Origin of the sequence: Kribbella italica, from assembly GCF_014205135.1 — a bacterium.
GTDB classification, from domain to species: Bacteria; Actinomycetota; Actinomycetes; order Propionibacteriales; family Kribbellaceae; genus Kribbella; species Kribbella italica.
On the sequence record NZ_JACHMY010000001.1, the window covers coordinates 538,500 to 563,411 of the forward strand.

Here is a 24,912-nt window from a genome sequence, read left to right on the forward strand (position 1 = left end):
CTGCTCTGCATGACCGATGTACAGCGGATCGTAATCGTCGGCGCGAGCCTGGCCGGAGCAACCGCGGCGGAGACTCTCCGGGCCGAAGGCTTCAGCGGAGAGGTCGTGCTGATCGGCACGGAGAGCGAGCTGCCGTACGAGCGGCCGCCGTTGTCGAAGGACGTGCTGCTTGGCAAGAAGGAGCCCGGCTCGGCGCAACTGCACGACCAGCAGTGGTACGACGACCAGTCGATCGAGCTGCGGCTCGGCACCACCGTGACCGCGCTCGACCCGGCGGCCAAGACCGTCACGACCGCCGACGGCGCGAGTACGTCGTACGACGAACTGCTGATCGCGACCGGCTCGCGGGTTCGCCGGCTCGACGTACCGGGCGGTGACCTGCCGGGCATCCACTACCTGCGCACCGCGGCCGAGTCCCAGGCGCTCACCGACGCGTACGCCGCGAAGCCGCGCGTGGTCGTCGTCGGTGCCGGCTGGATCGGGCTGGAATCGGCCGCGGCCGCGCGCGAACGTGGCTGCGAGGTGACGGTGATCGAGCCGCAGTCCACCGCGCTCGCCTCGGTGCTGGGGGAGCAGGTCGGCGAGCTGTTCGCCACCCTGCACCGGCAGCACGGGGTCACGCTGCTGTTCGACACCGGCGTCGAGGGTTTCGAGGGCACCGACAAGGTGACCGGCGTCCGTACGTCGGCGGGCGACGTCGTTCCGGCCGACCTTGTGGTGGTCGGCGTCGGCGTCCAGCCGAACACCGAGCTCGCCGTCGAGGCCGGTCTGGAGGTCGCCCCCGCCGATCACGGCTCCGGCATCGTCACCGGGCCGGATCTGCGGACGTCGGCCGACGGCGTCTTCGCCGCCGGCGACGTGGTCCGCTGGGACCACCCGCTGCTCGGGCACTCGGTGCGCGTCGAGCACTGGTCGAACGCGAAGGACAGCGGCGCCGCGGCCGCGAAGGCGATGCTCGGCCAGGACGTCGTGCACGACGCGATCCCGTTCTTCTTCACCGACCAGTACGACCTCGGGATGGAGTACGCCGGCGACGTGCCGCGCGGTACGTCGTACGAGGTGGTGCTCCGCGGCGACCCGGCCTCCGGCGCGTATCTCGCGTTCTGGCTCGACGACGACCGGCACGTGCTGGCCGGGCTGCACGTCAACACGTGGGACGCGATCGACGGCATCCAGGACCTGATCCGCTCAGGTCGTGCGGTCGACCCGGCCAAGCTCGCCGACGCGTCGGTCGAGCTCGGCGAGGTCTGAGCTGCCGGCCGGCCTCGACCTCGGCGAGGTCTGAGCCGCAGGCCCGGGCCTCGAGCTCGGCGAGGTCTGAGCTGCAGGCCCGGTTCCATCGGCGAAGGACCGGGCCTTGGCGGCCCCACCCCTCCCAGGTCAGCACCACCGCCCAGCTGAACGAAGGCGACCAGGCTGCTGTCTGATGTCGGCTGCTGGACCTGCGCCGATGCCTTGGTCCGGCCCGCTGGAAGCCGGCAGCCGGGCGGGGCAGCGGGCGGCTTCGGGATCCCCGTAGACTCGCGGCGTGGCAGGCAGGATCAAGGAAGAGGACATCGCGCTGGTGCGCGAGCGGGCGCGGATCGACGACGTGGTCGGCTCGTACGTGACCTTGAAGAACGCCGGCGGTGGTTCGCTGAAGGGGCTGTGCCCGTTCCACGACGAGAAGTCGCCGTCGTTCAACGTGACCCCGGCGCGCGGGTTCTTCTACTGCTTCGGCTGCCAAGAGGGCGGCGACGTGATCGACTTCATCCAGAAGATCGACCAGATCACCTTCCACGAAGCCGTCGAGACGCTGGCCGCGAAGGTCGGCATCCAGCTGCGGTACGACGAGTCCGGCGCGCCGATCCCGAAGTCGCAGAGCAACCAGCGGCCGCGCCTGGTCGAGGCGCACAAGGTCGCCGGCGAGTTCTACTCCGAGCTGCTCTTCGGGGCGCCCGAGGCGACGCTCGGCCGGCAGTTCCTGGACAAGCGCGGATTCGACCGCGACGCCGCGGCGCACTTCGGGGTCGGGTTCTCGCCGCGAGGTGGCGAACAGCTGGTCGCGCATCTGCGGGGGCGTGGTTTCTCCAACGCCGAGATGGTCGCGTCGGGGTTGTGCGCGGAGGGGCAGCGCGGGCTGTACGACCGGTTCCGCGGCCGCTTGATGTGGCCGATCCGGGACGCGGGCTCGGACACCATCGGCTTCGGCGCGCGCCGGCTGTTCGACGACGACAGGATCGAGGCCAAGTACCTGAACACGCCGGAGACGGTGATCTACAAGAAGTCGAAGGTCCTGTACGGCGTGGACCTCGCGCGGCGCGAGATCGCCAAGGGCAAACAGGCGGTCGTCGTCGAGGGGTACACCGACGTGATGGCCTGCCACTTGTCCGGCGTACAGACTGCTGTGGCGACCTGCGGTACGTCGTTCGGCGACGATCACGCCCGGGTGTTGCGGCAGCTGCTGCTGGACCACGACCAGTTCCGCGGCGAAGTGATCTTCACCTTCGACGGGGACTCGGCGGGGCAGCGGGCCGCGGTGAAGGCCTTCGAGGGCGACCAGGCTTTCGCGGCGCAGACGTACGTCGCGGTCGAGCCGGACGGGCTGGACCCGTGCGACCTGCGGCTGCAGAAGGGCGACGCCGCGGTCCGGGAGCTGATCGGACGCCGGGTGCCGCTGTACCGCTTCGTGCTGACGGACCGGCTGGCGAAGTACGACCTCGACCGGGCCGACACCCGGATCGACGCGCTGCGCGACGCGGCGCACCTGGTGGTGAGCATCCGGGACCGGTCGAAGGTCGACGCGTTCACGCGTGAGCTGGCCGGGCTGCTGGGGATGGAGGTCGACCAGGTCCGCACCGAGGTCCACCGCGCCGCCTCCCGCCCCGCACCCGCTGCCCGGCAAGGTGCCACGGACCGCACGCCGGTCGTCGTACAGACCGAGGCCCCGCCACCCCCACGCCAGAATCTGCCATCCCCCCGCGAGCCCCGCTTCCTGATGGAGTGGGACGTCCTCAAGCTCGCGATGCAGTACCCGGCCCTGGTCGGCGTCGCCTTCGACGAACTCGACGACCACGACTTCACCCACCCCTGGCTGGCCGCCGTCCGCGCCGCCATGTCCAAGGTCGGCGGCCCCTCCCAGGCAGCCCCCGGCGAGGCCTGGGTCGTAGCCGTCCGCGATGCCATGGGCAACGACCCCGCCGCCGCCGTCGTCTCCGCCCTGGCCGTCGAGGGCCTCCGCCTCGGCCGAGACCCCGACGAACGCTCCGCAAGAGCCCACCTGGCCCGCCTCCAGGAACTCACCTGCCTACGCCGCATCGCCGACCTCAAGTCCAAACTCCAACGCACCAACCCCATCGACAAGCCCGACGACTACAACCGCATGTTCGGCGAACTCATCGCCCTGGAGCAATACAGAACCGAACTCCGAGAACAAGCCATCTCCGGGGCGCTGTAGACGAGCTCGGGATCGCCTCTCACCGCCCGGCCAACCTCACCACCGCCTCACCCCACGCGGCCCTCACGCCCTGGGCCAGCCTCCGTGCCCAGCTCACCCCCCACACCCGCCGCTCGCCCCGGCCAGCCTCCCTACGGCCGCGCCGTGCTGCTCGCAGCCGACTCCTATCGGCCCACTTCTAATGCTTCTTCCCGGCCGCCGCGACGCCAGCCCCCGCGACGTTCCCGGCCGCATCGATAGCCACCTCTTCCCCGCGCCTGCCCCTGCGACTGGGCCAGCCGCCCCGCCTGCATCACCCCACGCCGGTTCCCTCGCCGGGGCTAGCCTCCCCACCGTCTCACCCCACGCCGGACCTCAACCCGGCAACCTCCCCACACGGCCGGGCCCAGCTGCTCGCAGCCGATCCCGCACAGGCCGGCCTCCTCCTCCAATACTTCTTCCCGGCCGCCGCGACCTCAGCCCCCGCGACGTACCCGGCCGCATCGCCAGCCACCTTTCCCCGCGCCTACCCCTGCGACCGGGTCAGCCTCCCCGCCTGCATCACCCACGCCGACCCCTCGCCCCGGTCAGCCTCCCCATCCGTCTCACCCACGCCGGCACCTCAACCCGGCCAACCTCCCCACACGACCGGCCCCAGCCGCTCGCAGCAGATCCCGCACAGGCCTCCTTCTCTAGTACTTCTTCCCGGCCGCCGCGACCTCAGCCCCCGCGACCTACCCGGCCGCATCACCAGCCGCCTCTGCCCTCAGGCGCCCCTCGTCTCGCCCTCAAGCCCGCACCAGCCCGCCTCGCAGCCCTCCGGTCAGGAAACCAGGGCCCGCTCAGGGGTTTGACCCAGTGAATCTCACCACCCACAGGGGATGATGGAGTCCAGGTCCGACCGAAGGAGAAGTTCGATGGGCTGGTTCATCCTGCTGGTGCTGATCGTGGGCGCCGTCGCGGCGTTCAAGTACCGCGTCCCCCTGATCGCCAAGCTGACCGGGCAACCACAACACCGCATCCAGCGCGCCCTGGAACGCCGCAAGAACAAGAGCTGACCCACCCAGCTACCGCCCCGTCGCACCAAGCGACGGGGCGCCCCAACCCACGCCCACCGAAGCAGCACTCGACCGACGTGCAATCCGCGATGGGTGACATCGACGAGCGGCCTGCGAACACAAGATGAGCGCTCCACTGTGGTCCAGCGCAGCCGTAAGCGCGAGCCACCACCCGCCGTACAGGCACGAGAAGAGCGATCCACCGGCCCGCTGTACGAGCAACTAGAAGAGCGACCATCGCCCCGCCGTACAGGCACAAGAAGAGCCAGCCACCACCCCGCCGTACGGCCAACAAAAAGACCGGTTCCGAGATCCGGAACCGGTCGATCGTTTGTTGCTCCCGCGACTGGACTCGAACCAGTAACCTGCCGGTTAACAGCCGGCTGCTCTGCCAATTGAGCTACGCGGGATCGCTTGTGTTTCCCTGCCCCCGATCCCCGAGGACCGGATTAGGTTAGCAGGATCGGGCCGAACTACAAAAACGGGATTCGCCGCCTGCGAGCACCCGCCCAAACTGCCTTTCGCGTCAGATTCCGAACTCGTCCCGGACCGCTCGCAGCGCCGCCTCGGCCTGCTCGATCAGCCCCGGTCGGTCCGGCTCCAATCCCTTGTCCAGAACGAAGTTCCAGGCAACCGGCGCGTCCGTCGTCGCGGGATTGCGCCGCCCGACGATCCGTACGCCCTTCTTCCCGGCCAACAGCACATGCCGCTGTACGACGATGCTCGCGTCCACCCGTTCCCGCAGCAGCTGCCCGAACCGTCCTGGGTCGTCCACGGCCAGGTCAGTCGACCGCAACGGCGTACCGAACGCGGTCGTCTCGAACACCCGCAGCACCGACTCCTCGGAGTCCCACGCCGCGCGCTCGATCGCCTCCCACCCAACCCGCCGGACCTTGTCGCCTTCCGGCAGATAGACCGCAGACCGAGTCCCCGCCACCCAGTCCCCGCCCGTCAGCTGCACCGCTGCCAGGATGTCGTCCCGCCCACCCGCAGCAACCCGAACCCCCTCAATCAACTCAGAGGGCCACACCGAACGCCGAAGTCTCAACACACCCCCATCGTCCCAGCCCACACCAACCCCACCCCGCCCACCCCACCAGCTGACGGAAGTCGTCGCCGAGACTGGGCGACGTCCGCAAGGGTGAAGCCGCGCGGGGGAGGGCATCCCGACAGCAGGTTGCTGGTTGAGGCAAACCTGATAGGTCGTCCGGTGAGGAACGGGCGAGCCGACGGCGCCAGGATCCGGTACGACGCGCCGGCGACCGGTTCCGGGCAGCCCCGCTGGCGTCGACGGGCCGGGGCGCTGTGCGGGTGGCGGTGAGGGAGCGGGCAGAGCCGCGGGCGGCGAGACATGGGTGGCCTGCGACGAGGGAGCGCCGACGCGAGGGATGGGGCACGAGGCATCCGGCGAGGGATCGGGACAGGGAGGGATGCGGGCGCGGCCGGATGCGGGCGGGTGTTGGCGGTGGGGGTGGCTTGTTGCCTAGGTTGGGGGTTATGCGATTTTTCCGGCGGCCCAAGACCGTGTCCGTGCCGGATCGGTACGGGCTGGGTGGTGGGGACGCGATCGAGCTGGTGGCTCGGCCTGATGTTGTGCGGTTGTTCGACGGCGTACGGGCCGGTGAGCGGACTCGGATGGTGGTCGGGTATCTGAATCATCCGGACCCGGCTGTTCGGCTTGCTGCTGTTCAGCAGGGGCCGGAGCCTGGTACGGCGACTGTGGCTGAGGTCGAGGAACTGGTCGACCGGCTTGCTGACCTGGATGCTGCGGTCCGGGCGGCCGCTGGGGCTGCGTTGTGGGATCTGCAGGCGGACACCGACTGCGAGCGGACGGTCCTCGTTCTGCGCGACGAGATTCGGGGGCACACGATGAGCTTCGGTGCGCCGAGTACCGAGTCGCTTCGGTTGGGGCGGGAGCCTGCTGAGCAGGCGCTCCAGACCCTGCTGGCCTCGGCGCCCGACGAGGAGGCTCATACGCGGCTGCGGGCTTTGATCGACGAACATGTTCTCCTTCCTGATTCTGTGGAGGCCGACTCGACGCTGAGGCTCGAGTTCATCGAGAAGGTCCAGCGGCGGTCGGGCGACGGGCAGGTTGCGACGTACGAGGCGTACCGCGCGACCGACCGGGCGCAGGCGCTGGCCTACCTCAAGGCTCACCCGGTGACCGAGGAGTTCTACTACCTGGAAGTGGAGACTCCGGCCGGCACGTTCGGGCGCGACGTCAACGGCATCTACGACATCTGACGCACACCGACCGCGGCCTCAGGCCCGGCGCGCATCGCCGGGCCTGAGACCCAACACCGGCGCGGGTCAGGTCGAGTTGGAGTACTCCCTCAGGCCCGGGCACTTGCGTAGGTAGCGGAGGGCCTCCAGCTCCAGCGCTCGGACTTTGGCGGGTGGTAGGCGGAGTTGCTCAGCGGTCTCCTCCAAGGTGGACAGCGGTGTGTTGTGGAGGCCGAAGCGCAGGCGGAGGATGTCTTGGGCCAGGTCGTCGAGGTGTTCGAGTTGGCAGTGGAGGTCTCGGATCAGGACGGCTCGGTGGAGCAGGTCCTCGTCGTCGATGAGCTGGTCGGCCTCGTTGATGTCCAGGGGAGCCGGGCGGATCCTCCAGGCCCGGGCTCTTTCGACCCGGGCGATGGTCAGCGACGCGGCTGCCGCCAGTTCCTCGGTGGTGGGTTCTCGTTCGAGGCGCTGGATCAGGTCCCGGTGGACGGCCGCGACGCGGCCGGCGTCGACGTACGCCTGCGCCGGCATGCGGATCAGACGGGAGCGGTCGGAGACCGCCCGGCCGAGGGCCTGGCGGATCCACCAGATCGCGTACGACGAGAAGCGGTGGCCGAGCTTGTGGTCGAAGCGCTCGACGGCCCGGATCAGGCCGATGTTGCCCTCCTGGATCAGGTCGAGCAGCGACAGGCCCTTGCCGGCGTACCGCTTGGCCAGGGACACGACGAGGCGGAGGTTGCCCTCGATCATGCGTCGGCGGGCGGCTTGGCCCAACTCGACGACCGCGCCCAGCTCGGCACGGTGGGCGAGCTCGGCCCGGTCCGTCGTCGGTGCGGCCCGGGCCAGTTGGTCGGCGGCCAGTACGCCGGCCTCGATCCAGGACGACAACTCGTACACCTCTTCCGGGCTCAGCAGCTCGTGCCGCCCGAGGTCGCGCAGGTAGGCGACCAGCCCGGTCACATCAGCGGCATCGCAGTCGATCGCGGCCATCGTTGCTCCCCTCTCTCTTGAAGGGATGGTGCCGCGAAACAGTGCTCCGGAACGGGCCGATCTGCAATCGGTGGACAACTACGTCAAGTAACTGTTCGGTAACCCTGTGTCTGTGGACAACCATCGGCAGGCCCAGGCCTCGCCGGGTTATCCTCCGGCGCCGACAACCCGGGACGCACCAGATACGATCTCCCGACAAGCGCCGGACCAGGCGCCGGGGGCGGTAGCTCAGCCGGTCAGAGCAGGGGACTCATAATCCCTGGGTCGTGGGTTCGAGCCCCACCCGCCCCACACAGGAAGCGCGAGGCTGGAGCCGTGTGGTGGGCTGTGGCGTGAGGGCGACGGCGTGCGCCGTCAGGCTGACTGGGACAGGCAGAACTCGTTGCCTTCTGGGTCGGTCAGGACGGTGTTGCCGGGGTGGCGGGCTTGGACTGTCGCGCCTAGGGCTGTCAGGCGCTGGATTTCCGACTCCACGTCGGCGGCCAACAGGTCCAGGTGGACTCGGTTCTTGCCGGGGGTGGGTTCTGGCACGCGCTGGAACCACAGGCGGGGTCCGTCGTGGGACGGTTCGACGAGGACGGTCGGGTCGTCTTCGGTGTTGGTGATCCCCAGGGAGCGCAGGCGTTCGAGTTCGGCCTCGTCGTACGGTGCGACGGCGTAGCCGTCGAGGGCGCCGGCCCAGAAGCGGGCTGTGGTCGCGGGGTGGTGGCAGTCGAAGACGATGTCGTGGAGGCGCGCCATGCGCCCATGATGTCCGCACTCGATCGACGGTGTCACCCGGATTCAGCCCCGTCGGCCGGGTCGCCTGGAATCGGCCCTGAGCTGCCTCGAGGGTGCGCGGCTGTCAGACGTTGAACTCGTGCGGCTTGGCGAGAGGCGCCAAGCCGCCGTCGTACGGAATGCAGGGTCGGCGGAGGAAGCGATGCCGCCGTCGTACGGAGTTCCGCGTCAGCGGAGGCGGGCGATGCCGCCGTACTCGATCCACTCGGTGGTCAGTTGCTTGGCGGGGACCTGTGCGTCGTCGGGGCGCCAGGTGGAGACCTCGACGAGGCCGGGCTCGAGGATGTCCATGCCTTCGAACCACGCGGCGACGTCCTGCTCCTCGCGGACGCGGCCCCAGTGGCCTTGGGTGGCCTGGTCCATGATCTTGGTGACCGACTCGCGGATCTTGGGGTCTTCGCTCACGAGTTGGCACATGACCAGGAAGCTGCCCGGGACGAGCCGGTCGACGACCCGGCGGACCACAGCCGGCGGGCCGTCGGTCTCGCTGTCGGGGATGCAGTGGAAGACCGAGTTGAACAGCACCGCGACGGGCTGGGTGAAGTCGATCAGCCGCAGCGTGTCGGGGTGGGTGAAGATCGTCTCGGTGTCGCGCATGTCGGCCTGGATGACCGTGGTGCGGTCGTCCTCGACCAGCAGGGCGCGGCCGTGGGCGAGCACCACCGGGTCGTTGTCGACGTACACGACGTGCGACTCCGCGTCGACCTTCTGTGCGACGTGGTGCACGTTGTCCTGCGTCGGCAGCCCGGATCCGATGTCGACGAACTGCCGGACGCCGTGCTCCTCGGCCAGAACTCGTACCGCGCGCTGCAGGAACTGCCGGTTGTTCAAGGCCAGAGCGCGGGTGCTGGGAACGACCTTGTCCAGCTCCTCGACCGCGGCCCGGTCGGCGGCGAAGTTGTCCTTGCCGCCCAGATAGAAGTCGTACATCCGGGCAGCTGTCGGAATGGATTCGTTGACCGTGGACTGTGGCGCCTCAGGCTGCATGACCTTCCCCAAGTTCCGAGCTGTGCCGAGCGGACCGTCGGCCGACGCACACATTACTAGCTCCCGGTCACAAGGGGTATCGGCAGGCCACGCCAAGTGACAGTCGCCCTGCGGCGATTCCGGCGCACGACCCCGAAGAGTTGGGCGTGCGCAACGCGGCGGGTTTCCGCCAGAGGAGGAATCGGTTCGCTGGGGGTGAACGGGGGTGGTGGACCGACCGGGCCGCCGACAGGGTTGGGGGAATGCGATGGCGTGGGAATCCCGAGTTCGTGAAGTTGTGGGTGGGGCTTGGGGTTTCGGCGGCGGGGTCGGCGGTGACGGGGGTGGCTTTGCCGTTGGTGGCGGTGGTGGGGCTGGGGGCGTCGGCGGGAGAGATGGGGGTGCTGGGGCGCTCGGGGTGGTGCCGCATCTGGTGTTGGGGTTGCCGGTGGGGGGCTGGGTCGATCGGGGGAGCCGGAAGCGGTTGATGGTTGGGGCCGATCTGGGGCGGGCGGGGTTGCTGGGGGCGATTCCGTTGCTGGCGGCAACGGGGGAGCTCGGGATGGGGTACCTGTACGTCGTCGCGGTGCTGGTGGGGGCGTTGACGGTGGTGTCCGACACCGCGTCGCTGGCGATGCTGCCGGCGCTGGTACGGCGGGAGGACCTGGTGGATGCGAACAGCGCGTCGATGCTGAGCCAGACCCTGGCGTCCACGGCTGGGCCTTCGGTGGGGGGACTGCTGGTGCAGGCGGTCAGTGCGCCGTTCGCGATCGTGGTGGATGCGGTGTCGTTCGTCGGGTCTGCGGTGGCGAACCTCCTGATCAAGGAGCCGGTGCGGGAGAGGCAGTCGCAGAGGCACAAGCCAACGGTGGGGTTTACGGAGCTGTTCGGGGATCCGGTGCTCAAGCCGTTGGCTCGGTCGGCGACTGTGGCGGCGGTTGCTGGGGCTATGCAGGGGCCGCTGGTGGTGCTGTACCTGGTGCGGGAGCTGGGGTGGTCGGCGGTTCAGCTGGGAGTGGCGGTCACCACGCTGGGAGTCGCGTCGGTGGTGGGCGCGCTCGTCGCTCCGGCGTACAGCAGGCGGCTGGGGATGGGACGGGCGTACCTGGTCGGTCAGCTGGTGGCGTCGGGGGCCGGGTTCGCTCTGGCGCTGGCGTGGTGGCCGTTTGTCTTTGTGGGGCAGGCGATGGCTGGGCTCGGCATGGCCTTGTACGGCGTACCGCAGCGTGCCCTGAGGCAGGCCAGAGTGGCCGACCACCTGCTGGGCCGTACGACGGCCGCCTGGCGCACGCTGGTGATCGGCGGCCAGACGGTCGGGGCGCTGGCCGGTGGACTGGTGGGGACGCTGCTGGACCTCAAGGCAGCCCTGGTGATCAGCAGCCTCGGCATGCTGGCCGGTGTCGCGCTGGCCTATTACTCGCCTCTGCGATCGCGGCGACTCTTAGAGAGAAACCTTGAACCGGCCCTGGAGGGCGTGAAGCCTGAACCGTCCAGCGGATCCGGCGGGCAACCTTAAAATCTTGCATCATGCTTCTAGGTTGAGGTTCATGGCAGTTGTTCAGGTCGACGGGTTGACGATGACCTTCCGGGCGCCCGTGCGGGAAGCTGGTCTGCGGGCCGCGCTCAGGGCGGTCGTGCACCGCGAGTACCGGCGGATCGAGGCGGTGAGTGAGCTCTCGTTCGGGCTCGACGAAGGTGAGGTCGTCGGGTTCCTCGGGCCGAACGGCGCGGGGAAGACGACCACGATGAAGATCCTGTCGGGGATCCTGCACCCGACCGGAGGGCGCGCGACGGTGCTCGGCTTCACGCCGTGGCAGCGGCGGCGCGAGTACCTGCGGCGGATCGCGCTGATCCGCGGGAGCCAGCCGATCGGCGGCCCGGCGGAGCTGACGGTGATGGACTCGTTCAAGTACCAGCGCGTCCTGTACGACGTACCGCGCGGCGACAACACCGTCGACGAGTTGGTCGATCTGCTCGACATCGGGGAGCTCCTGCACCGGCAGATCCGCGCGCTGAGTCTCGGCGAGCGGATGCGGGCCGGCCTCGCGATGGCCCTGCTGTACCAGCCGAAAGTGCTGTTCCTCGACGAGCCGACGCTCGGTCTCGACGTACTCGCCGCGGGCGCACTGCGTCGGTTCGTCGCCGAGTACGCCAAGAGCACGGGCGCCACGGTCCTGCTGACCAGCCACTCGATGGCCGACGTCGAGACGCTGTGCAAGCGCGTCATCCTGATCGACCAGAGTCGCATCCGGTACGACGGGGAGCTGGCCGCGCTGGCCGCGAAGTTCTCGGATCTCGAGGACCCGTCGCTCGAGGTCGTGATGGACCGCTTCTACCGCGACGGGATCCCTTCGTGAGCACGGTCAGCCGTACGGCGGTGCTGCTCAGGATGGGGTTCTGGCGCAGCTCGGTGGAGTGGTGGAGCTTCCGGTCGTTCGTGATCACGTTGGTCGCGGGGCAGGTGGTGACGCCGTTGCTCGGGCTGTTCGTGTGGTCGGCGGTGGTGCCGGGCGACAGCGGCGTCCCGACGTACTACGTCGTGCTGCTCGCCGTTCAGCTGATGACGGTCTCGTACGAGCACCACACGCTGGCGGGCAGCATCTACGGCGGCGACTTCGCCGTCGAGCTGGTGAAGCCGCGGCCGGTCGTGCTCGACTTCCTCGGGACCAATCTCGCGCTCCGGTGCTGGCACCTGGTCTTCGGGGCGCCGCTGATCGTCGCGGTCGGACTGCTCGCCGGTATCAGTCTGGACGGCAGAGACCTGCTGCTGGCGTTGCCGGCGATCGTGCTCGCCGCGGGGCTTCGGTTCGCTGTGACCTACACGCTGGCTCTGACCGCGGTCTGGACGCAGCGGGCGCACGGCGTGGTCGGGATGGGCGAGGCGCTGATCTTCCTGCTCGGCGGTACGGCGGCGCCGTTGGCGTTCCTGCCCGAGCCGTTCCGCGCGGTGGGATCGGTGCTGCCGTTCTGGTCGATGCTCGGGGCGCCGGCTGAGGTTGCCGCGGGCAACGTCGACGACGTACTCAGGGTGTACGCCGTACAGGCCGGCTGGCTGGTCGCGGCCGTGCTGCTCGCCGTACTGGTCTGGCGACGTGCGGTACGCCGATTCACCGCCTTCGGAGGTTAGGGATGTTGTTCGGTGTGCTGTTCTCGCTGTCCGTACGCCGGGCGGTCGCCTTCCGGGCTGACCTGCTGTTCGAGCTGCTGGTGACGATCGTCGGCGCGGGCGCCTCGGTCGCGGCGTTGCTCGTCGTCTACACGCGGACCGAAACGCTGGGCGGCTGGGGACCTGGCGAGGCAATCGCTCTGCTGGGGACGTTCCAGGTCGTGAGCGGGCTGCGCAGTACGTTCGTCGAGCCGAATCTGCAGTTCTTCGGGGAGCAGGTGAAGAGCGGGCGGCTGGACGCGATCCTGGTGCAGCCGGCGCCGAGCATTCTGCTTGCGAGTCTGGGGTCGTGCGCGCCGACCGCGTTGATCCAGGTGGGGCTCGGTGTCGGGATTGCTGTCACGGGGGTAGTGAAAGCTGACCTCGTGGCCTCGCCGGGTGGGGTCGTCGCGTGGTTGGTGGTTGTTGCCGCGGCGACGGTCACGATGTGGGCGACGCGGGTGATGGTCGCGTCGGTGGTTTTCTGGGCGTTCGGGCTGAGCCTCGATGTGCTGTACGACGCGCTGTGGCAGTTCGGGCGGTATCCGGTGCAGGTCTACCAGTCGGGGCTTCAGGTCGTGTTCACGTACGTCGTGCCCGTGTCGTTGATCGCGACGGTGCCGGTGGAGGCGCTCCGGGGTGAGGCGCTGGTAGTGGTGCCCTTGATTGTTGCTGTGGGCACCAGTACGGCGGCTTGGGTGGTGTGGCGGAGAGGGTTGCGGCGTTACACCAGTGCGACGAGTTAAGCCGTGCGGAGGCGGGCGGCGTCGGCGCCGGGTGGGGTGCCGAAGAGGCGGCGGTACTCGCGGTTGAACTGGGACGGGCTGTCGTAGCCGACCAGGTGGCCGACGCCGGCGATGTCGCGTGGGTGGGCGGCGAGGAGTGAGCGGGCCTCTTGCAGGCGGATGCGCTTCTGGAACTGGAGTGGGCTCAGGTTGGTGATGCCGCGGAAGTGGCGGTGGAAGGCGGCTGGGCTCATGCCGGCCAGGCTCGCGAGGTCGGCGACGCGGAGTGGTTCGGCGTAGTTGTCGCGGATCCAGTGGATCGCGCGGTTGACGTGGGTCAGGCTGCTGTCGGCGAGGCCGATCTGGCGGATGACGTCGGCGTGCGGGCCGGTGAGGAGACGCCAGAGGAGCTCGCGCTCGATCAGCGGGGCGAGGACGGGGATGTCGGTGGGGGACTCGAGCAGGCGCATCAGGCGGAGGGCGGCGTCGAGGATCTCGGGGCCGGCGGGCCCGGTCGCGATCGCCGACGTCGCGCCGGTACGACGCCCGCGCGCGTCGGCTGCGCCGACGGTGCGCTCCGGAGGGTCGCCTGCGCCGACGGTGCGCGCCGTGGCGTCGGCAGTGCGCGACGTCGCGCCGGTACGGCGTACTGGCGGAGTCTGGAGCAGCAGAGGCGCGATCGCTTCCGCGCGCAGCGTGATGCCCATTCCGAGCGCGGGGGTCTTCGGGGTCGCGTCGACGAAGTGGCCGGAGACCGGGAGGTCGGTGGTGACTACGAACAGGTCGCCCGCGTGGTAGTCGAAGGTCTCGTCGCCGAGCAGGAGGCGTTTGGCGCCCTGGGCCATCACGACGAGCAGCGGTTCGGTGAGCGAGTAGTCGGGCTCGGAGTACTCGACCTTCGACAGCGTCAGGCCGTCGACGGCGGTCGACAGGTCGGGACGCGCGTGGGCCGCGATGCGGTCGCGGAGCTCGGTCAACTGGTCTCGGGGCACGCCTCAAGCCAAGCACGAGCGTCAACGCCAGAACAACCCGATCCCGATGCACGTGAGAGGAACAGGCAAGGACGGGAACCGGGCTCGAGCAGGCGCCGCCTGCGGACCTAGTCCTTCTTCGGCGGCAGCGCCGGGTAGTCGAGGATCGGGTACACACCAGTGACGAATCCGTACGTCGTGTCGCCCGAGCGGGGCAGCGTGTCGAAATCATGGACCAGCTGCTCGACGCGGTCCCAGAACTCGGCGACGCGCTCGTCGGGGACGCGCGCGTGGCGGATGAACGAGCGCAGCTGGCCGGCGTCGTACGCGCTGGTCGACTCCTTCATCGCGACCTCGAAGTCGTTGAAGTCCGGCGGCAGCTCGACGCCGTCGACGCGGCGGCCGAGGCCGACGTAGAACATCCGGGCCGCGCGGCCGTAGTACCGCTCGTCGATCGCGCGCACCTTGCGGGTCCGTACGACGCGCAGGATGCCGGCGTCGGTCAGCACCTTCACGTGGTGGGCGACGGTGCTCTTCGGGCGTTTGACCGCGGCGGCCAGTTCGCTGACGGTGGCGGCGCGTTCGTGCAGCAGGCCGAGGATCGTGGTCCGCAGCGGGTCGCTGATCGCCCGCACCTGCTCGGCCGTGGTGAGCTCGATCGTCTCCTCGAGCTCGTAGTCCGGAACGGCGGAATCACTGGCCATGATCGGGTCAGACTAACACCGTGGATCGTTCGACGATCCTGGATCAACCGCGCTCGCCGGCGGCCTGGTAGCCCGCGAAAAGGGGGCCGCCGGCAAGAGTCAGCGCCTCCTCGGCGAGGTCGCGGATCGCCGCGGTGCTGGTGCGCGCGGCCAGCCAGCGGTCGGCGTACGCGGGATCGAGATCGCGGAGCTCGCGCAGCAACCACTTGCCGCTGCCGAGCCAGTGGTCGCGGAAGCTCAGAACCGCTTCGGCGGTCCGGAGCCAGGTGTACGTCGCGATCACGGCCTGCTCGTCGTCCGGGGCGTGGGTCAGGTCGTCGAGCAGATCGGTCAGGCCGTACCGCAGGCTGTCCTTCGAGGCCTGGTCGAGGGGCGCCGGGCCGGCGTCGAGGTGCTCGCGGGCCGCCTTCCGGTCGTCGGCGGGATCACCGACAGCCGCGGTGCCGAGGGCAACCATTCGGTGCAGCGCGGGACGGCGGCCGTCCTTGGCGAGGTAGTAGGCAAGGCTGGCCCGGTCGTGCACGAACAACTCGACCGGCCACCCGTCGTACCGGATCGACTCGCGGCGAGGCGCGCCGGGCGTGCCGTCGGGCAGCAGTACGACGACGTCGAGATCGGAGCCGGCCGTCCGCGCCGAGGTCAGCACGCTGCCGCCGAGCACGACCCAGACCGCCGTCGGGAAGAGGTCGGCAGCCAGGCGGCGGGTGGTCTCGAGGGGCTCCATGGGGACATCATGCAGGCATGCGACCCGGGCCTGGCGAACCAATATTCGGCAACTGGCAGTCGATTCCGCTCGACGAGTTCGTGGAGCGGGTGCTGGCTGCAGGGCCCCGCGTGGTGGCGATCGACGGCCGCAGTGGGAGCGGCAAGTCGACCCTGGCCGACCGGTTGGCGAGTGTTGCGGGCGGCACGGTGGTCCATGTGGACGACGTCGCGTGGCACGCGCCGATGTTCGGCTGGAGCTCGTTGCTGGCGGAGGGCGTGCTGGAGCCCGTACGGCGAGGTGAAGCCGTGGCGTACCGTCCGCCGGCTTGGGACGTGCACGGTCGGGCGGGTTCGATCGACGTCGGGGCGTCGCTGGTCGTGGTCGAGGGGGTCGGAGCTGGGCGGCGTGAGCTGGCGGAGCTGGTCGACGTCCTGGTGTGGGTGCAGTCGGACTTCGCCGAGGCGGAACGGCGGGGGATCGCGCGCGACATCGCGTCGGGGGTGAACGGTGATGCGACGGCGGCGACAGCCTTCTGGCACGAGTGGATGGCGTCGGAGATCCCGTTCCTGGAGCGCGACCGCCCGTGGGAACGGGCGGACTTCGTGGTCGCGGGGACCTCGCCGGATCCCGCGACCGTCGTGGTTGCCGGGGGTTGACGACGAGTACGGCGGCCGCTTCAGTTCAGGCGTGGAGTCGTACGTCGAGCAGGCGCCGGTCGGGGTGCTGGCGGGCGTCGTACGGACGGTGTGGATTCAGCGGACCGGCGACGCGTCGTACGTGCAGCGGCATCTGCCGACGGGTGGGGTGGAGATCCACTTTCCGATCGGTGGGCGGCCCCAACTCGTGGGGCCGTTGACCGGGCCGGCGGTCGAGGTGATTCCGGCGCGGACGACGATCGTCGGGGTGCGGTTCCTGCCGGGGACGGCGCCGCCGTTGCAGGCGGGGCTGGACGACCTGGTGGATCAGCGACTCGACCTGACCGACCTGTGGGGTGGGTTGGTCGATCGGCTGGTCGAGACGATGGCCTTGGCCGGTACGCCGGAGCGGGCGTTGATGGTCCTGCAGCGGCATCTGGAGCGCGAGTTCCGGGGCCGGACGGATCCGCTGATGGGTGAGGCGGTGCGGGCGTTGATGCCGTGGCAGCCGGTCACGATCGACGCGCTGGCCGATCAGCTGGCGCTCTCGGCGAGCCAGCTGCGGCGGCGGTGTCTGCGGTCGGTCGGGGTCGGGCCGAAGGTGTTGCAGCGGACGTTGCGGTTCCAGGGGTTCCTCGCGTTGGCCCAGGCCGGCGCTTCGGCGTCCGGGAGGCGCGGTGCCGACGGGACCGCCGGTCTGGCGATCGATGTCGGGTACGCCGACCAGGCGCATCTGAGCCGCGAGTGCCTGCGGCTGACCGGGCTCACGCCGACCCAGTTGCTGGGCGGGACGGTGGACCGGTGCCTGTGCGGGCACGACCACTCGGCGTCGTACCGGCCGTTCCTGCAGGCTCGATTTGTTCAAGACCGGGCGGGGCACCGGGTCTAGGTTCGAGGCATGATCACCCTGGAACCGCGGCTGGTGGTGGTGTGCCGGTCGGTCTCGGACGTCGTGGCGGGCTTGCGGCAGGGCGCCGCGACCGGGGACCGCGTCGTACCGCGCGGCGGCGGGCACTGCTTCGCGCGGCGGTCGTCGACGGACGGGATCGTGCTCGACCTGTCGGGGCTCGACGAGATCTCGGTGCGCGACGGAATCGCGACGGTCGGGGCCGGGGTGCGGTTGGGGGCCTTGTACGCCGAGTTGCACCGTCACCGGCGAGCCGTGCCGGGCGGTTGCGGGCCCGGGGTCGGGATCGCCGGGCTGACGCTGGGTGGTGGGATCGGGCTGCTGGGACGGAAGTACGGGCTGACGTGCGACCGGTTGGTCGGCGTACAGGTGGTGCTGGCGGACGGGCGGGTCGTGGAGTGCTCCGAGTCGTCGGAGCCGGAGTTGTTCTGGGCGTTGCGAGGTGCGGGCGGTGGGCAGTTCGGGGTGGTGACGTCGCTGCGGTTCGCGACGGTGCCTGAGCCGGTGATGACGCGGATCGAGGCGCGGTGGCCGGGGGTTGACCTCGCGTCGCTGGTCTCGAGGTGGCAGGAGTGGGCGCCGGATGCTCCGGACGAGGTGACGGTGAATCTGAGTTTGGGAGCTGGTGGGGCGCGACTGTTCGGGGCCTCGATGCTGAGCGCCGCGGCAACTCGGGACCTGCTGCAGGTCTTTCCGGGGCCGGTCGACGTGCAGGGTGGACTGCCGTACGCCGAGCTGAAGAGCTCGTTCGCTGATCCGCTGGAGAGGCCTGAGCTGCGTCTTCGATCGGAGTTCTTCACGTCCTCGTTGCGGGCCGGGACGGTCGCGGCGCTGGTGGGCGAGCTTGCGGGGACGCGTCGGGAGATTTCGTTGACGGCGATGGGTGGGGCGTACAACCGGGTCGCGGCCGAGGCGACGGCGTTCGCGCACCGGCGGACGCGGTTCCTGCTCGAACTTGTCGCGAACGCCGGTGACCCGTGGGTCGACGCGTCGTGGGCGAATGCACATGTCGACGGGTCCGGCGGGGTGTATCCGAACTTCCCCGATCCGGCGCTCGAGGACTGGGCCTCGGCGTACCACGGGAGCAACTACCCACGGCTGCAGGCGGTCAAGCGGGCCTACGATCCGCAGCGTTTTTTCGCCTTTCCACAAGGGATCTGAAGGGAGCGAGATGAGCAAGGTCTTCACTGCGTTGTCGGTGTCGGTCGACGGGTACATCACCGGCCGCGATCCCGGCGCCGGGCGCGGGCTGGGGGAGGGGTCGATGCTGTTCGACTGGTACTTCGACGGCGACACCACGAGCCGGGAGTTCGACGGGTTCCGGCTGAGCGAGGCGAGCGCGCGGGTCTTCGACAGTCTGGCGAGCCGGGTCGGGGTGAGTCTGGCCGGGCGCAACACGTACGACGACTCCGGGTGGATCGACGGCGGAGCGCCGCATCCGACGGCGCCGTTGGTGGTGGTCAGTCATCGGCCGCTGGATTCGTCTGTCACACCCCCTGGAGTGTCAGCAGGCATGAGCGAGCGGCAGACGCTGGTGACTTCCGGCATCGAGGACGCGGTCGCCGTGGCCCAGAAGCTTGCCGGGGGCAAGGATGTCGCGTTGATGGGCGGCGGCGTGGTGAGCACCGCGCTGGCCGCCGGTCTGGTGGACGAGGTGGTCCTGCACCAGATCCCGATCCTGCTCGGCGGCGGGCGCAGCTTCTTCCAGGAGCTGCCGCGGCACGTGAACCTGCGGCTGCTCGAAGCCGTCGCCGCTCCGGGCGTCACGCACCTGCACTACGAGGTGGTCCGATGATCCTCGTCACCGGCGGCCTCGGCATGATCGGGGCCCACACCGCCCACGCACTGGTCGAGCTCGGGCAGGAGGTCGTGGTCACGACCTACCGCCAGACCGATGTCCCGTCCTTCCTGGCCGGGCGGGTGGCCGTCGAGTCCCTCGACGTCACCGACCGGGCCGCATTTCTTGCTCTGGGCAACCAGTACGACGTACGCGCGATCGTCCATCTGGCCGGCACCGTTCCCGGTGAGAATCCGGTCGACTTCTACCGCGCCGACCTGACCGGCCTGCTGAACGCGCTCGACGCCGCGCGGGCGTGGGGTGTCCGCCGGTTCGCCGTCGCCAGCAGCCTCGGGGTCTACAGCGGGCGTCCCGAGATTCCGTGGCACGAGGAGCTTGACCTGCCGACCGTTGACCTGCCGCACCACATCGTCGCGTTCAAGAAGGCGGTCGAACCGATCTCGGTCCACGCTCTGCAGGGCAGCGGTGCCGAACCGATTCTGCTCCGGATCGGCAGCATCTGGGGTCCGCTGATGGATCCGGAGTCGCCGTTCAGCCCGATCCCGTCGTACGTCAGCGCGGTGCTGCGTGGCGAGACCCCGCGGCCGCTGCCCGCCGGCGAAGGCGGCGACTCTTGCTACGGCCCGGACGCCGGCCGCGCGATCGCGCTGCTGACGGCCGCGGAGATCCTGCGGCACACGACGTACAACGTCTCGGCCGGACGGCCGTCGACCCATCGCGATCTCGTCGCGGCCTTGGAGGCGATCACTCCCGTCGACCAGCGCCCGGAGCGAACCGACGGCGACCCAGCTGAGCAGCCGTACCTCGACATCAGCCGCCTGACCGACGACACCGGCTTCACCCCGCGCTTCGACGCCGTGTCCGCGGTCGCGGACTACTTCGCCTGGCGCAGCAAGAACCCGCGGTAGCCAATCCGTGGGAGTCGACACCGCAGGACGGCCGGTCAGCTGACCGGCCGTACCGCGTTCACTGCCTCGGCTCAGTCCGTGCCCGACTCCATCGCCGCTCGGTCGAGCAGGGCGGCTTCCTCGTCGACCTCGCCGCGGGAGGCGATCAGGTTGGCGCCGCCCTCGGGCATCTCGCCGATGAGCTGGGGGATGCCGGTGCCGATCAGCTCGGCGTGGGCGGTGCCGATCATGCCGAGGCCGGCGTACTGCTCGAGCTTGGCGCGGGAGTCGGCGATGTCGAGGTTGCGCATGGTGAGCTGGCCGATCCGGTCCAGCGGGCCGAACGCGGAGTCCTCGGTGCGCTCCATCGACAGCTTGTCGGGGTGGTAGCTGAAGGCCGGGCCGGAGGTGTCGAGGATCGAGTAGTCCTCGCCGCGCCGCAGCCGCAGCGTGACCTCGCCGGTGATCGCGGCGCCGACCCAGCGCTGCAGGGACTCCCGCAGCATCAGCGACTGCGGGTCGAGCCAGCGGCCCTCGTACATCAGCCGGCCCAGCCTGCGGCCGTCGTTGTGGTACGACGCGACAGTGTCCTCGTTGTGGATCGCGTTCACCAGCCGCTCGTACGCCGCGTGCAGCAGCGCCATGCCCGGCGCCTCGTAGATGCCGCGGCTCTTGGCCTCGATGATCCGGTTCTCGATCTGGTCGGACATGCCCAGGCCGTGCCGGCCGCCGATCGCGTTGGCCTCCATCACCAGGTCGACCGCGGAGCCGAACTCCTTGCCGTTGATCGTCACCGGCCGGCCCTGCTCGAACCCGATCGTGACGTCCTCGGCGGGGATCTCGACCTCGGGGTCCCAGAACGCGACGCCCATGATCGGCTGCACGGTCTCGATGCCGGCGTCGAGGTGCTCCAGCGTCTTCGCCTCGTGGGTCGCGCCCCAGATGTTGGCGTCGGTGGAGTACGCCTTCTCGGTGCTGTCGCGGTACGGCAGCTCGTGGGCGACCAGCCACTCGCTCATTTCCTTCCGGCCGCCGAGCTCGGTGACGAACGCCGGGTCGAGCCACGGCTTGTAGATCCGCAGGTTCGGGTTGGCGAGCAGGCCGTAGCGGTAGAACCGCTCGATGTCGTTGCCCTTGTACGTCGAGCCGTCGCCCCAGATCTGGACGTCGTCCTCGAGCATCGCGCGGACCAGCAGCGTGCCGGTGACGGCGCGGCCCAGCGGGGTCGTGTTGAAGTACGCCCGGCCGCCGGAGCGGATGTGGAACGCGCCGCAGGTGAGCGCGGCCAGGCCCTCCTCGACCAGCGCCGCCCGGCAGTCGACCAGGCGGGCGATCTCGGCGCCGTACGCCTTGGCCCGGCCGGGGACCGAGCCGATGTCGGGCTCGTCGTACTGGCCGATGTCGGCGGTGTACGTGCAGGGGACGGCGCCCTTGTCGCGCATCCAGGCGACCGCGACCGACGTGTCGAGCCCTCCGGAGAAGGCGATGCCGACGCGTTCGCCGACGGGCAGAGAGGAGATCACCTTGGACATGAGAATAAGTATGCAGTGTCCTGCATGATCATGCAAGCTGACGCCACCGGAGGAGGGACGGGTGGATCCTGGGGTCATGGCATTTCCCGGGGCAGACCTGCTGGACGACGTCGAGTTCGCGCCGGTGACGCGCGGGCAGATCGCGCGGGGAGTCGCCGCGGCGGGGATCGGGGCGGGCGACGTACTGATGGTGCACGTGCGGTTGTCCGCGCTGGGCTGGGTGGTCGGCGGGATCGACACGGTCGTCCGCGCGCTGCGCGACGCGGTGGGTGCCGAGGGGACGCTGGTCGCGTTCTGCGGGTGGGACGACAGCCCGTACCACGTGGCGTTCTGGCCGCGCCGCTGGCAAACGGCGTACGACGAACTGCCGGGCTTCGACCCCGCGGTGTCGTCGTCACGGCGAGACTTCGGCGGCTTCCCGGAGCGCCTCAGGACCTGGCCGGGCGCGATCAGGAGCCCGCACCCGGAGGTGAGCTTCGCGGCGCTCGGTGCGCGGGCCGGCGAGTTGATCGCCGATGTCGAGGATCCGTGGGGACCGGACGGGACCTTGGGGCGGCTCACGACGCTCGGCGGGAAGGTGCTGCTGCTCGGGGCGCCGTTGAAGACGCTGACCCTGTGCCATCACGCGGAGGCGATCGCGGCCGTCGAGGGCAAGCGCTACCACAGCTACCGGATGCCGGTCCGGACCAGCGAAGGCGATGTCTGGCGCGACTACACGACGCTCGACACCTTCTACGGAGCTTTGCCGTACGACGTGGAGAGCGCGGTCGGCAACCTCGCCCGGCAAGCGGTCGCGGCGGGCGCCGGGGTCCAGGGCCGGGTGGGGGCGGCTGAGATCTGGACGTTCGACGCCCGCCGGGCGGTCAGGGCTGTTCGGGAGTGGATCGAGGAGCGGTTCTGACGGTGTCTGTCAGGTGGTGCAGAGCGAACCGGGGGCGGGCAGTTTGCGGTGGACCAGCAGGCGGTCCGCGGCGTCTCGTACGCAGGGCGACAGCTGGTACATCGAGTAGTCGTCGCCCTCTCGGGACAATACGACGCTGCCGGGGAGCGTGGCGGACAGGGTGAAGCCCCACGTGTACGGCGTCGATGACTGGTGGGTGGACTGGGCGATCAGCGTGGGCGGGAAGTGGTGAACCGGCTTCGGCGTGGGGGCGTTCACGGGAACCGGCCAGCCCTGGCAGCCGGCCAGGGTGCGCCAGCCGAGGACGGCGCCGCCGAGGTGGGGTGAGAGCTGCTTGGCCATCCGGGCCAACTGGGTGAGCCCGGCGTACCCGGATGCTGCGCGCGGCGTGTCGACACAGGCGTGGGTCTGCGCCTGGACGAAGTCGAGGGTCTTGTCGTTGACGGTCGCCAGCTCCGTGGCGTCACCGTCGATCGCCTTCTTGATCGCCTGCGACGCCTTCGGCCAGAACAGGCCGAGGTTGAGCTTGTCCTGCATGGCCGCGCGGATGTCCTCGCCGGTGAGCGCCTTGCCCGGAGTCGTGGTGGGGATCGGGGTCCGGTCCGCCTTCGCGACGAGCTGGTCGAACACCGTGCCCACGTCCTGGCCGGTCAGCGCGCACCGGGCGTCGTCGCGGCACCAGGCGGCGAACCGGTTGAACGAATCCTCCGCCGCGAGGATCTCGCTGGTGAGCCGCGAGACCGGGTCCGCGGTGTCCTCCTCGGCGCTGTCGGCCAGCAGGGTGCGCAGCCGCCCGGGGAACATCTGCTCGTAGGTCTTGCCGAGAACGGCGCTCCAGCCGATGCCGTACCAGTTGAGCTGCCGTTCCCCGAGGCCGATCCGGACCGCCTCGAGGTCACGCGCGATGCTCGCCCGGTCGAGCTTCGTCAGCAGCGTCCGGTCGCCGCACGCCGCGGCCAGCGCCCGGTTGTTCCGCACCAGGTCGCGGTACTGCGCCTCGCTCGCCGGGAAGTACGTGACTCCCGGCGCGCGCTGTGGGCGGTCGGCGCAGGTCGTCGGAGTGCTGTGACCGATGCCGCGCGGGTCGACGGCGACGAGGTCGAACCGCTGGTCCAGCACGGTGTCCTCGAGCCCGCCACTGACGAGTGCGTACCGGAGCTGTTCGATGCTCGATCGTCCCGAGCTGTTGTTGAGCAGGAGGCTCCCGACCCGCTGCGTCGGGTCGGTAGCTTGACGGCGTACGAGGGACAGCTCGATCTGCCGGGACCACGGCCGTGCCCAGTCGACCGGCACCCGGAGCGTGCCGCAGTCCAGGCCCGCGAAGTACGGCTCCTGGCACGACTGCCATCTGATCGACGGCGTGGCGTTGCCTGCCGAGGTCGTGGTGACCGCCTGCGCGGCCGGTGTGATCACCGCACTCACACTCAGCAAGGCCACCGCGGCGACGGCCAGTTTGGTCATGATCCGCATAGCTGACTCCCAAGAATGGTTGGTGACGGTTCAGACCGACGGGACCAGGACGACCTTGCCGGCGGCTGAGCCGGACTCGGCGTACCGGACGGCGGCGGCGGTGTCGGACAGTGGAAAGGCGCGGGCGATGCGAGCGGTGATCTCACCGGCCGCGAGCTGGCCGAAGACGGCTTCGAGGTCGGCCCGCAGTTCGGCGCGGTGACGCTCGAGACGCCTGCGGCCGGACCAGAGGTTGAAGAAGGTGGCCGAGCGGCCGTTGGGCAGCAGGTTCCAGAGCGCGAGCCGGCCGAACAGCGCGAGGATGGGAAGTTTGGCGTTGCCCTGGTCGTCTCGAGTGGCCGCGGTGCCGTACGAGACGAGGACGCCGCCGCGACCGAGCATGGACCAGGAGCGGCGAAGGCCGGGCCCGCCCACGTGGTCGAAGACCGCTTTCACGCCGTTCGGGGCGAGCTCGGCGACCGCGGCGGCCGAGTCTCCGGCCCGGTCGACCGGGATCGCGCCGAGCTCCCGCAGGTACGGGAAGTGACGCTGGGAGGCGACGCCGATGACCCGGGCCCCGGCGTGCCGCGCGAGCTGGACCAGGAGCGATCCGACCCCGCCGTTCGCGCCCAGGACGACCACGGTGTCACCGCGGCCGGCTCCGGCGATCGCGAGCATCCGCCGGGCGGTGACGCCGTTGACGATGACCGCTTCGGTCTCCTCGGCGCCCAGGCCGTCCGGCACCACGGCGAGGTCGGCGGTGTCGAGCACCAGCCGGTCCGCCCAGCCGCCGGTCTTGGTGACCGCGGCGACCCGCTGCCCGACAGTGAACCCGGAGTCACCCTCGCCGAGGGTCTCGATCACGCCGACGACGTCGTACCCGGGGACGAACGGGAACGGCGGCTGGTCGTAGTACTTGCCGCGGCGCATCTGCTGCTCCGCGAACGAGACTCCGGTCGCCTCCATCCGGACCAGTGCCTGCCCGGGTGCGACCGGCGGGACCTCGCGACGGCGTACTCGCAGTCCTTCCGGTTCGACGATCCCTGGCAGTTCCACCTCGGTGATCATGTGCGCCTCCTCCGATGTTCAAGCTGTCGAAGTCGACGATGCCGTGCGGAGG

At 70.0% G+C, this 24,912-nt stretch carries 24 protein-coding genes and 2 tRNA genes; 15 read left to right on the forward strand and 11 right to left on the reverse strand.

The genetic code is table 11. From position 1 onward, the window contains the following. The first annotated feature begins 9 nt into the window (after positions 1-9). From HDA39_RS02760 to HDA39_RS02770, 3 genes are all read left to right on the forward strand, one after another. The gene (locus HDA39_RS02760) at positions 10-1,251 is read left to right on the forward strand and encodes an NAD(P)/FAD-dependent oxidoreductase (RefSeq protein ID WP_184793672.1); all 1,242 of its coding nucleotides are present in this window, start codon (positions 10-12) and stop codon (positions 1,249-1,251) included. Positions 1,252-1,528: 277 nt separating this feature from the next. Further along, positions 1,529-3,436: a DNA primase gene (gene dnaG / locus HDA39_RS02765; protein ID WP_184793673.1), complete on the forward strand. Its 1,908-nt coding sequence runs from the start codon at positions 1,529-1,531 to the stop codon at positions 3,434-3,436. A gap of 896 nt (positions 3,437-4,332) precedes the next feature. Then, positions 4,333-4,473: a hypothetical protein gene (locus HDA39_RS02770; RefSeq protein ID WP_184793674.1), complete on the forward strand. Its 141-nt coding sequence runs from the start codon at positions 4,333-4,335 to the stop codon at positions 4,471-4,473. 337 nt (positions 4,474-4,810) lie between these two features. Here the strand turns inward: HDA39_RS02770 and HDA39_RS02775 are convergent. Together HDA39_RS02775 and HDA39_RS02780 are read right to left on the reverse strand one after the other, a co-directional pair. After that, positions 4,811-4,883: transfer RNA gene (locus HDA39_RS02775), tRNA-Asn, on the reverse strand. A 116-nt stretch (positions 4,884-4,999) separates the two neighbouring features. Beyond that, positions 5,000-5,434 carry a hypothetical protein gene (locus HDA39_RS02780; protein ID WP_337925600.1) on the reverse strand — a complete coding sequence of 145 codons (435 nt, stop codon included), beginning with the start codon at positions 5,432-5,434 and terminating at the stop codon, positions 5,000-5,002. Between the two features lie 536 nt (positions 5,435-5,970). Here HDA39_RS02780 and HDA39_RS02785 point away from each other — a divergent pair. Next, positions 5,971-6,717, forward strand: coding sequence for a hypothetical protein (locus tag HDA39_RS02785; RefSeq protein WP_184793675.1), 747 nt, complete (start codon positions 5,971-5,973; stop codon positions 6,715-6,717). A gap of 66 nt (positions 6,718-6,783) precedes the next feature. On the opposite strand, the gene HDA39_RS02790 is transcribed toward HDA39_RS02785, so the two are convergent. After that, the gene (locus tag HDA39_RS02790; protein ID WP_184793676.1) at positions 6,784-7,686 is read right to left on the reverse strand and encodes a sigma-70 family RNA polymerase sigma factor; all 903 of its coding nucleotides are present in this window, start codon (positions 7,684-7,686) and stop codon (positions 6,784-6,786) included. Positions 7,687-7,903: 217 nt separating this feature from the next. Here HDA39_RS02790 and HDA39_RS02795 point away from each other — a divergent pair. After that, positions 7,904-7,977 (forward strand) — tRNA-Ile (locus tag HDA39_RS02795). 63 nt (positions 7,978-8,040) lie between these two features. Here HDA39_RS02795 and HDA39_RS02800 read toward each other — a convergent pair. Further along, positions 8,041-8,427: a VOC family protein gene (locus HDA39_RS02800; protein ID WP_184793677.1), complete on the reverse strand. Its 387-nt coding sequence runs from the start codon at positions 8,425-8,427 to the stop codon at positions 8,041-8,043. Positions 8,428-8,634: 207 nt separating this feature from the next. Continuing rightward, entirely contained in the window at positions 8,635-9,507 is an 873-nt protein-coding gene (locus HDA39_RS02805; RefSeq protein WP_184793678.1) for an SAM-dependent methyltransferase, read from the reverse strand. 193 nt (positions 9,508-9,700) lie between these two features. Between HDA39_RS02805 and HDA39_RS02810 the strand changes: the two genes are divergently transcribed. From HDA39_RS02810 to HDA39_RS02825, 4 genes are read left to right on the forward strand one after another with little or no spacing between them, the layout of a single operon-like run. Next, the gene (locus HDA39_RS02810) at positions 9,701-10,948 is read left to right on the forward strand and encodes an MFS transporter (protein ID WP_273481453.1); all 1,248 of its coding nucleotides are present in this window, start codon (positions 9,701-9,703) and stop codon (positions 10,946-10,948) included. Positions 10,949-10,979: 31 nt separating this feature from the next. Then, positions 10,980-11,789 (forward strand): ABC transporter ATP-binding protein, encoded by an 810-nt coding sequence (locus HDA39_RS02815; protein WP_184793680.1) that lies wholly within the window; start codon positions 10,980-10,982, stop codon positions 11,787-11,789. After that, on the forward strand, positions 11,786-12,559 hold the full coding sequence (locus HDA39_RS02820) for an ABC-2 family transporter protein (protein WP_337925601.1): 774 nt from the start codon (positions 11,786-11,788) through the stop codon (positions 12,557-12,559). The genes HDA39_RS02815 and HDA39_RS02820 overlap by 4 nt, the downstream gene beginning before the upstream one ends. Before the next feature lie 2 nt (positions 12,560-12,561). Continuing rightward, a complete protein-coding gene (locus tag HDA39_RS02825) occupies positions 12,562-13,323 on the forward strand; it encodes an ABC transporter permease (RefSeq protein ID WP_184793681.1) in 762 nt (253 codons plus the stop codon). Here the strand turns inward: HDA39_RS02825 and HDA39_RS02830 are convergent. The 3 genes from HDA39_RS02830 to HDA39_RS02840 all read right to left on the reverse strand — a co-directional run bounded on the left by HDA39_RS02830 (position 13,320) and on the right by HDA39_RS02840 (position 15,701). Next, positions 13,320-14,294, reverse strand: a complete 975-nt coding sequence (locus HDA39_RS02830) for an AraC family transcriptional regulator N-terminal domain-containing protein (RefSeq protein WP_184793682.1) — start codon at positions 14,292-14,294, stop codon at positions 13,320-13,322. The two genes, HDA39_RS02825 and HDA39_RS02830, sit on opposite strands and share 4 nt — an antisense overlap. Positions 14,295-14,401: 107 nt before the next feature. After that, the gene (locus HDA39_RS02835; RefSeq protein WP_184793683.1) at positions 14,402-14,977 is read right to left on the reverse strand and encodes an ArsR/SmtB family transcription factor; all 576 of its coding nucleotides are present in this window, start codon (positions 14,975-14,977) and stop codon (positions 14,402-14,404) included. Positions 14,978-15,020: 43 nt separating this feature from the next. Beyond that, positions 15,021-15,701 carry a nucleotidyltransferase domain-containing protein gene (locus tag HDA39_RS02840; RefSeq protein ID WP_238355962.1) on the reverse strand — a complete coding sequence of 227 codons (681 nt, stop codon included), beginning with the start codon at positions 15,699-15,701 and terminating at the stop codon, positions 15,021-15,023. A 17-nt stretch (positions 15,702-15,718) separates the two neighbouring features. Here HDA39_RS02840 and HDA39_RS42065 point away from each other — a divergent pair, with 17 nt between their 5' ends. Genes HDA39_RS42065 through HDA39_RS02865 form a run of 5 tightly spaced genes read left to right on the forward strand, consistent with a single transcriptional unit; the run spans position 15,719 to position 19,931 of the window. Next, positions 15,719-16,339 carry a uridine kinase family protein gene (locus tag HDA39_RS42065; RefSeq protein ID WP_238355963.1) on the forward strand — a complete coding sequence of 207 codons (621 nt, stop codon included), beginning with the start codon at positions 15,719-15,721 and terminating at the stop codon, positions 16,337-16,339. Positions 16,340-16,370: 31 nt separating this feature from the next. After that, entirely contained in the window at positions 16,371-17,207 is an 837-nt protein-coding gene (locus tag HDA39_RS02850) for a DUF6597 domain-containing transcriptional factor (RefSeq protein WP_184793684.1), read from the forward strand. Between the two features lie 9 nt (positions 17,208-17,216). After that, complete coding sequence (locus tag HDA39_RS02855; RefSeq protein WP_184793685.1) at positions 17,217-18,386, forward strand: FAD-binding oxidoreductase; 1,170 nt, start codon at positions 17,217-17,219, stop codon at positions 18,384-18,386. 10 nt (positions 18,387-18,396) lie between these two features. Further along, on the forward strand, positions 18,397-19,020 hold the full coding sequence (locus HDA39_RS02860; RefSeq protein ID WP_184793686.1) for a dihydrofolate reductase family protein: 624 nt from the start codon (positions 18,397-18,399) through the stop codon (positions 19,018-19,020). Beyond that, positions 19,017-19,931, forward strand: coding sequence for an NAD-dependent epimerase/dehydratase family protein (locus tag HDA39_RS02865; RefSeq protein WP_184793687.1), 915 nt, complete (start codon positions 19,017-19,019; stop codon positions 19,929-19,931). The genes HDA39_RS02860 and HDA39_RS02865 overlap by 4 nt, the downstream gene beginning before the upstream one ends. A 71-nt stretch (positions 19,932-20,002) precedes the next feature. Here HDA39_RS02865 and argG read toward each other — a convergent pair whose 3' ends face one another. Further along, complete coding sequence (gene argG, locus HDA39_RS02870) at positions 20,003-21,442, reverse strand: argininosuccinate synthase (protein WP_184793688.1); 1,440 nt, start codon at positions 21,440-21,442, stop codon at positions 20,003-20,005. A gap of 100 nt (positions 21,443-21,542) precedes the next feature. Here argG and aac(3) point away from each other — a divergent pair, with 100 nt between their 5' ends. Next, positions 21,543-22,343, forward strand: a complete 801-nt coding sequence (gene aac(3), locus HDA39_RS02875) for an aminoglycoside 3-N-acetyltransferase (RefSeq protein ID WP_420488792.1) — start codon at positions 21,543-21,545, stop codon at positions 22,341-22,343. A gap of 9 nt (positions 22,344-22,352) precedes the next feature. Here aac(3) and HDA39_RS02880 read toward each other — a convergent pair whose 3' ends face one another. After that, a complete protein-coding gene (locus tag HDA39_RS02880) occupies positions 22,353-23,813 on the reverse strand; it encodes an alpha/beta hydrolase (RefSeq protein WP_184793690.1) in 1,461 nt (486 codons plus the stop codon). A gap of 30 nt (positions 23,814-23,843) precedes the next feature. Next, entirely contained in the window at positions 23,844-24,860 is a 1,017-nt protein-coding gene (locus HDA39_RS02885; RefSeq protein WP_184793691.1) for a medium chain dehydrogenase/reductase family protein, read from the reverse strand. Between the last annotated feature and the right edge of the window lie 52 nt (positions 24,861-24,912).

Coding starts and splice junctions, on each gene's coding strand:
- HDA39_RS02865 (WP_184793687.1), top strand. CDS start 19,017: ATGATCCTCGTCACCGGCGGCCTCGGCATGATCGGGGCCCACACCGCC.
- HDA39_RS02760 (WP_184793672.1), top strand. CDS start 10: ATGACCGATGTACAGCGGATCGTAATCGTCGGCGCGAGCCTGGCCGGA.
- HDA39_RS02805 (WP_184793678.1), bottom strand. CDS start 9,507: ATGTGTGCGTCGGCCGACGGTCCGCTCGGCACAGCTCGGAACTTGGGG.
- HDA39_RS02800 (WP_184793677.1), bottom strand. CDS start 8,427: ATGGCGCGCCTCCACGACATCGTCTTCGACTGCCACCACCCCGCGACC.
- HDA39_RS02770 (WP_184793674.1), top strand. CDS start 4,333: ATGGGCTGGTTCATCCTGCTGGTGCTGATCGTGGGCGCCGTCGCGGCG.
- HDA39_RS02825 (WP_184793681.1), top strand. CDS start 12,562: ATGTTGTTCGGTGTGCTGTTCTCGCTGTCCGTACGCCGGGCGGTCGCC.
- HDA39_RS02785 (WP_184793675.1), top strand. CDS start 5,971: ATGCGATTTTTCCGGCGGCCCAAGACCGTGTCCGTGCCGGATCGGTAC.
- HDA39_RS02815 (WP_184793680.1), top strand. CDS start 10,980: ATGGCAGTTGTTCAGGTCGACGGGTTGACGATGACCTTCCGGGCGCCC.
- argG (WP_184793688.1), bottom strand. CDS start 21,442: ATGTCCAAGGTGATCTCCTCTCTGCCCGTCGGCGAACGCGTCGGCATC.
- HDA39_RS42065 (WP_238355963.1), top strand. CDS start 15,719: ATGCGACCCGGGCCTGGCGAACCAATATTCGGCAACTGGCAGTCGATT.
- HDA39_RS02810 (WP_273481453.1), top strand. CDS start 9,701: ATGGCGTGGGAATCCCGAGTTCGTGAAGTTGTGGGTGGGGCTTGGGGT.
- HDA39_RS02885 (WP_184793691.1), bottom strand. CDS start 24,860: ATGATCACCGAGGTGGAACTGCCAGGGATCGTCGAACCGGAAGGACTG.
- HDA39_RS02855 (WP_184793685.1), top strand. CDS start 17,217: ATGATCACCCTGGAACCGCGGCTGGTGGTGGTGTGCCGGTCGGTCTCG.
- HDA39_RS02840 (WP_238355962.1), bottom strand. CDS start 15,701: ATGGAGCCCCTCGAGACCACCCGCCGCCTGGCTGCCGACCTCTTCCCG.
- HDA39_RS02835 (WP_184793683.1), bottom strand. CDS start 14,977: ATGGCCAGTGATTCCGCCGTTCCGGACTACGAGCTCGAGGAGACGATC.
- HDA39_RS02790 (WP_184793676.1), bottom strand. CDS start 7,686: ATGGCCGCGATCGACTGCGATGCCGCTGATGTGACCGGGCTGGTCGCC.
- HDA39_RS02880 (WP_184793690.1), bottom strand. CDS start 23,813: ATGCGGATCATGACCAAACTGGCCGTCGCCGCGGTGGCCTTGCTGAGT.
- HDA39_RS02860 (WP_184793686.1), top strand. CDS start 18,397: ATGAGCAAGGTCTTCACTGCGTTGTCGGTGTCGGTCGACGGGTACATC.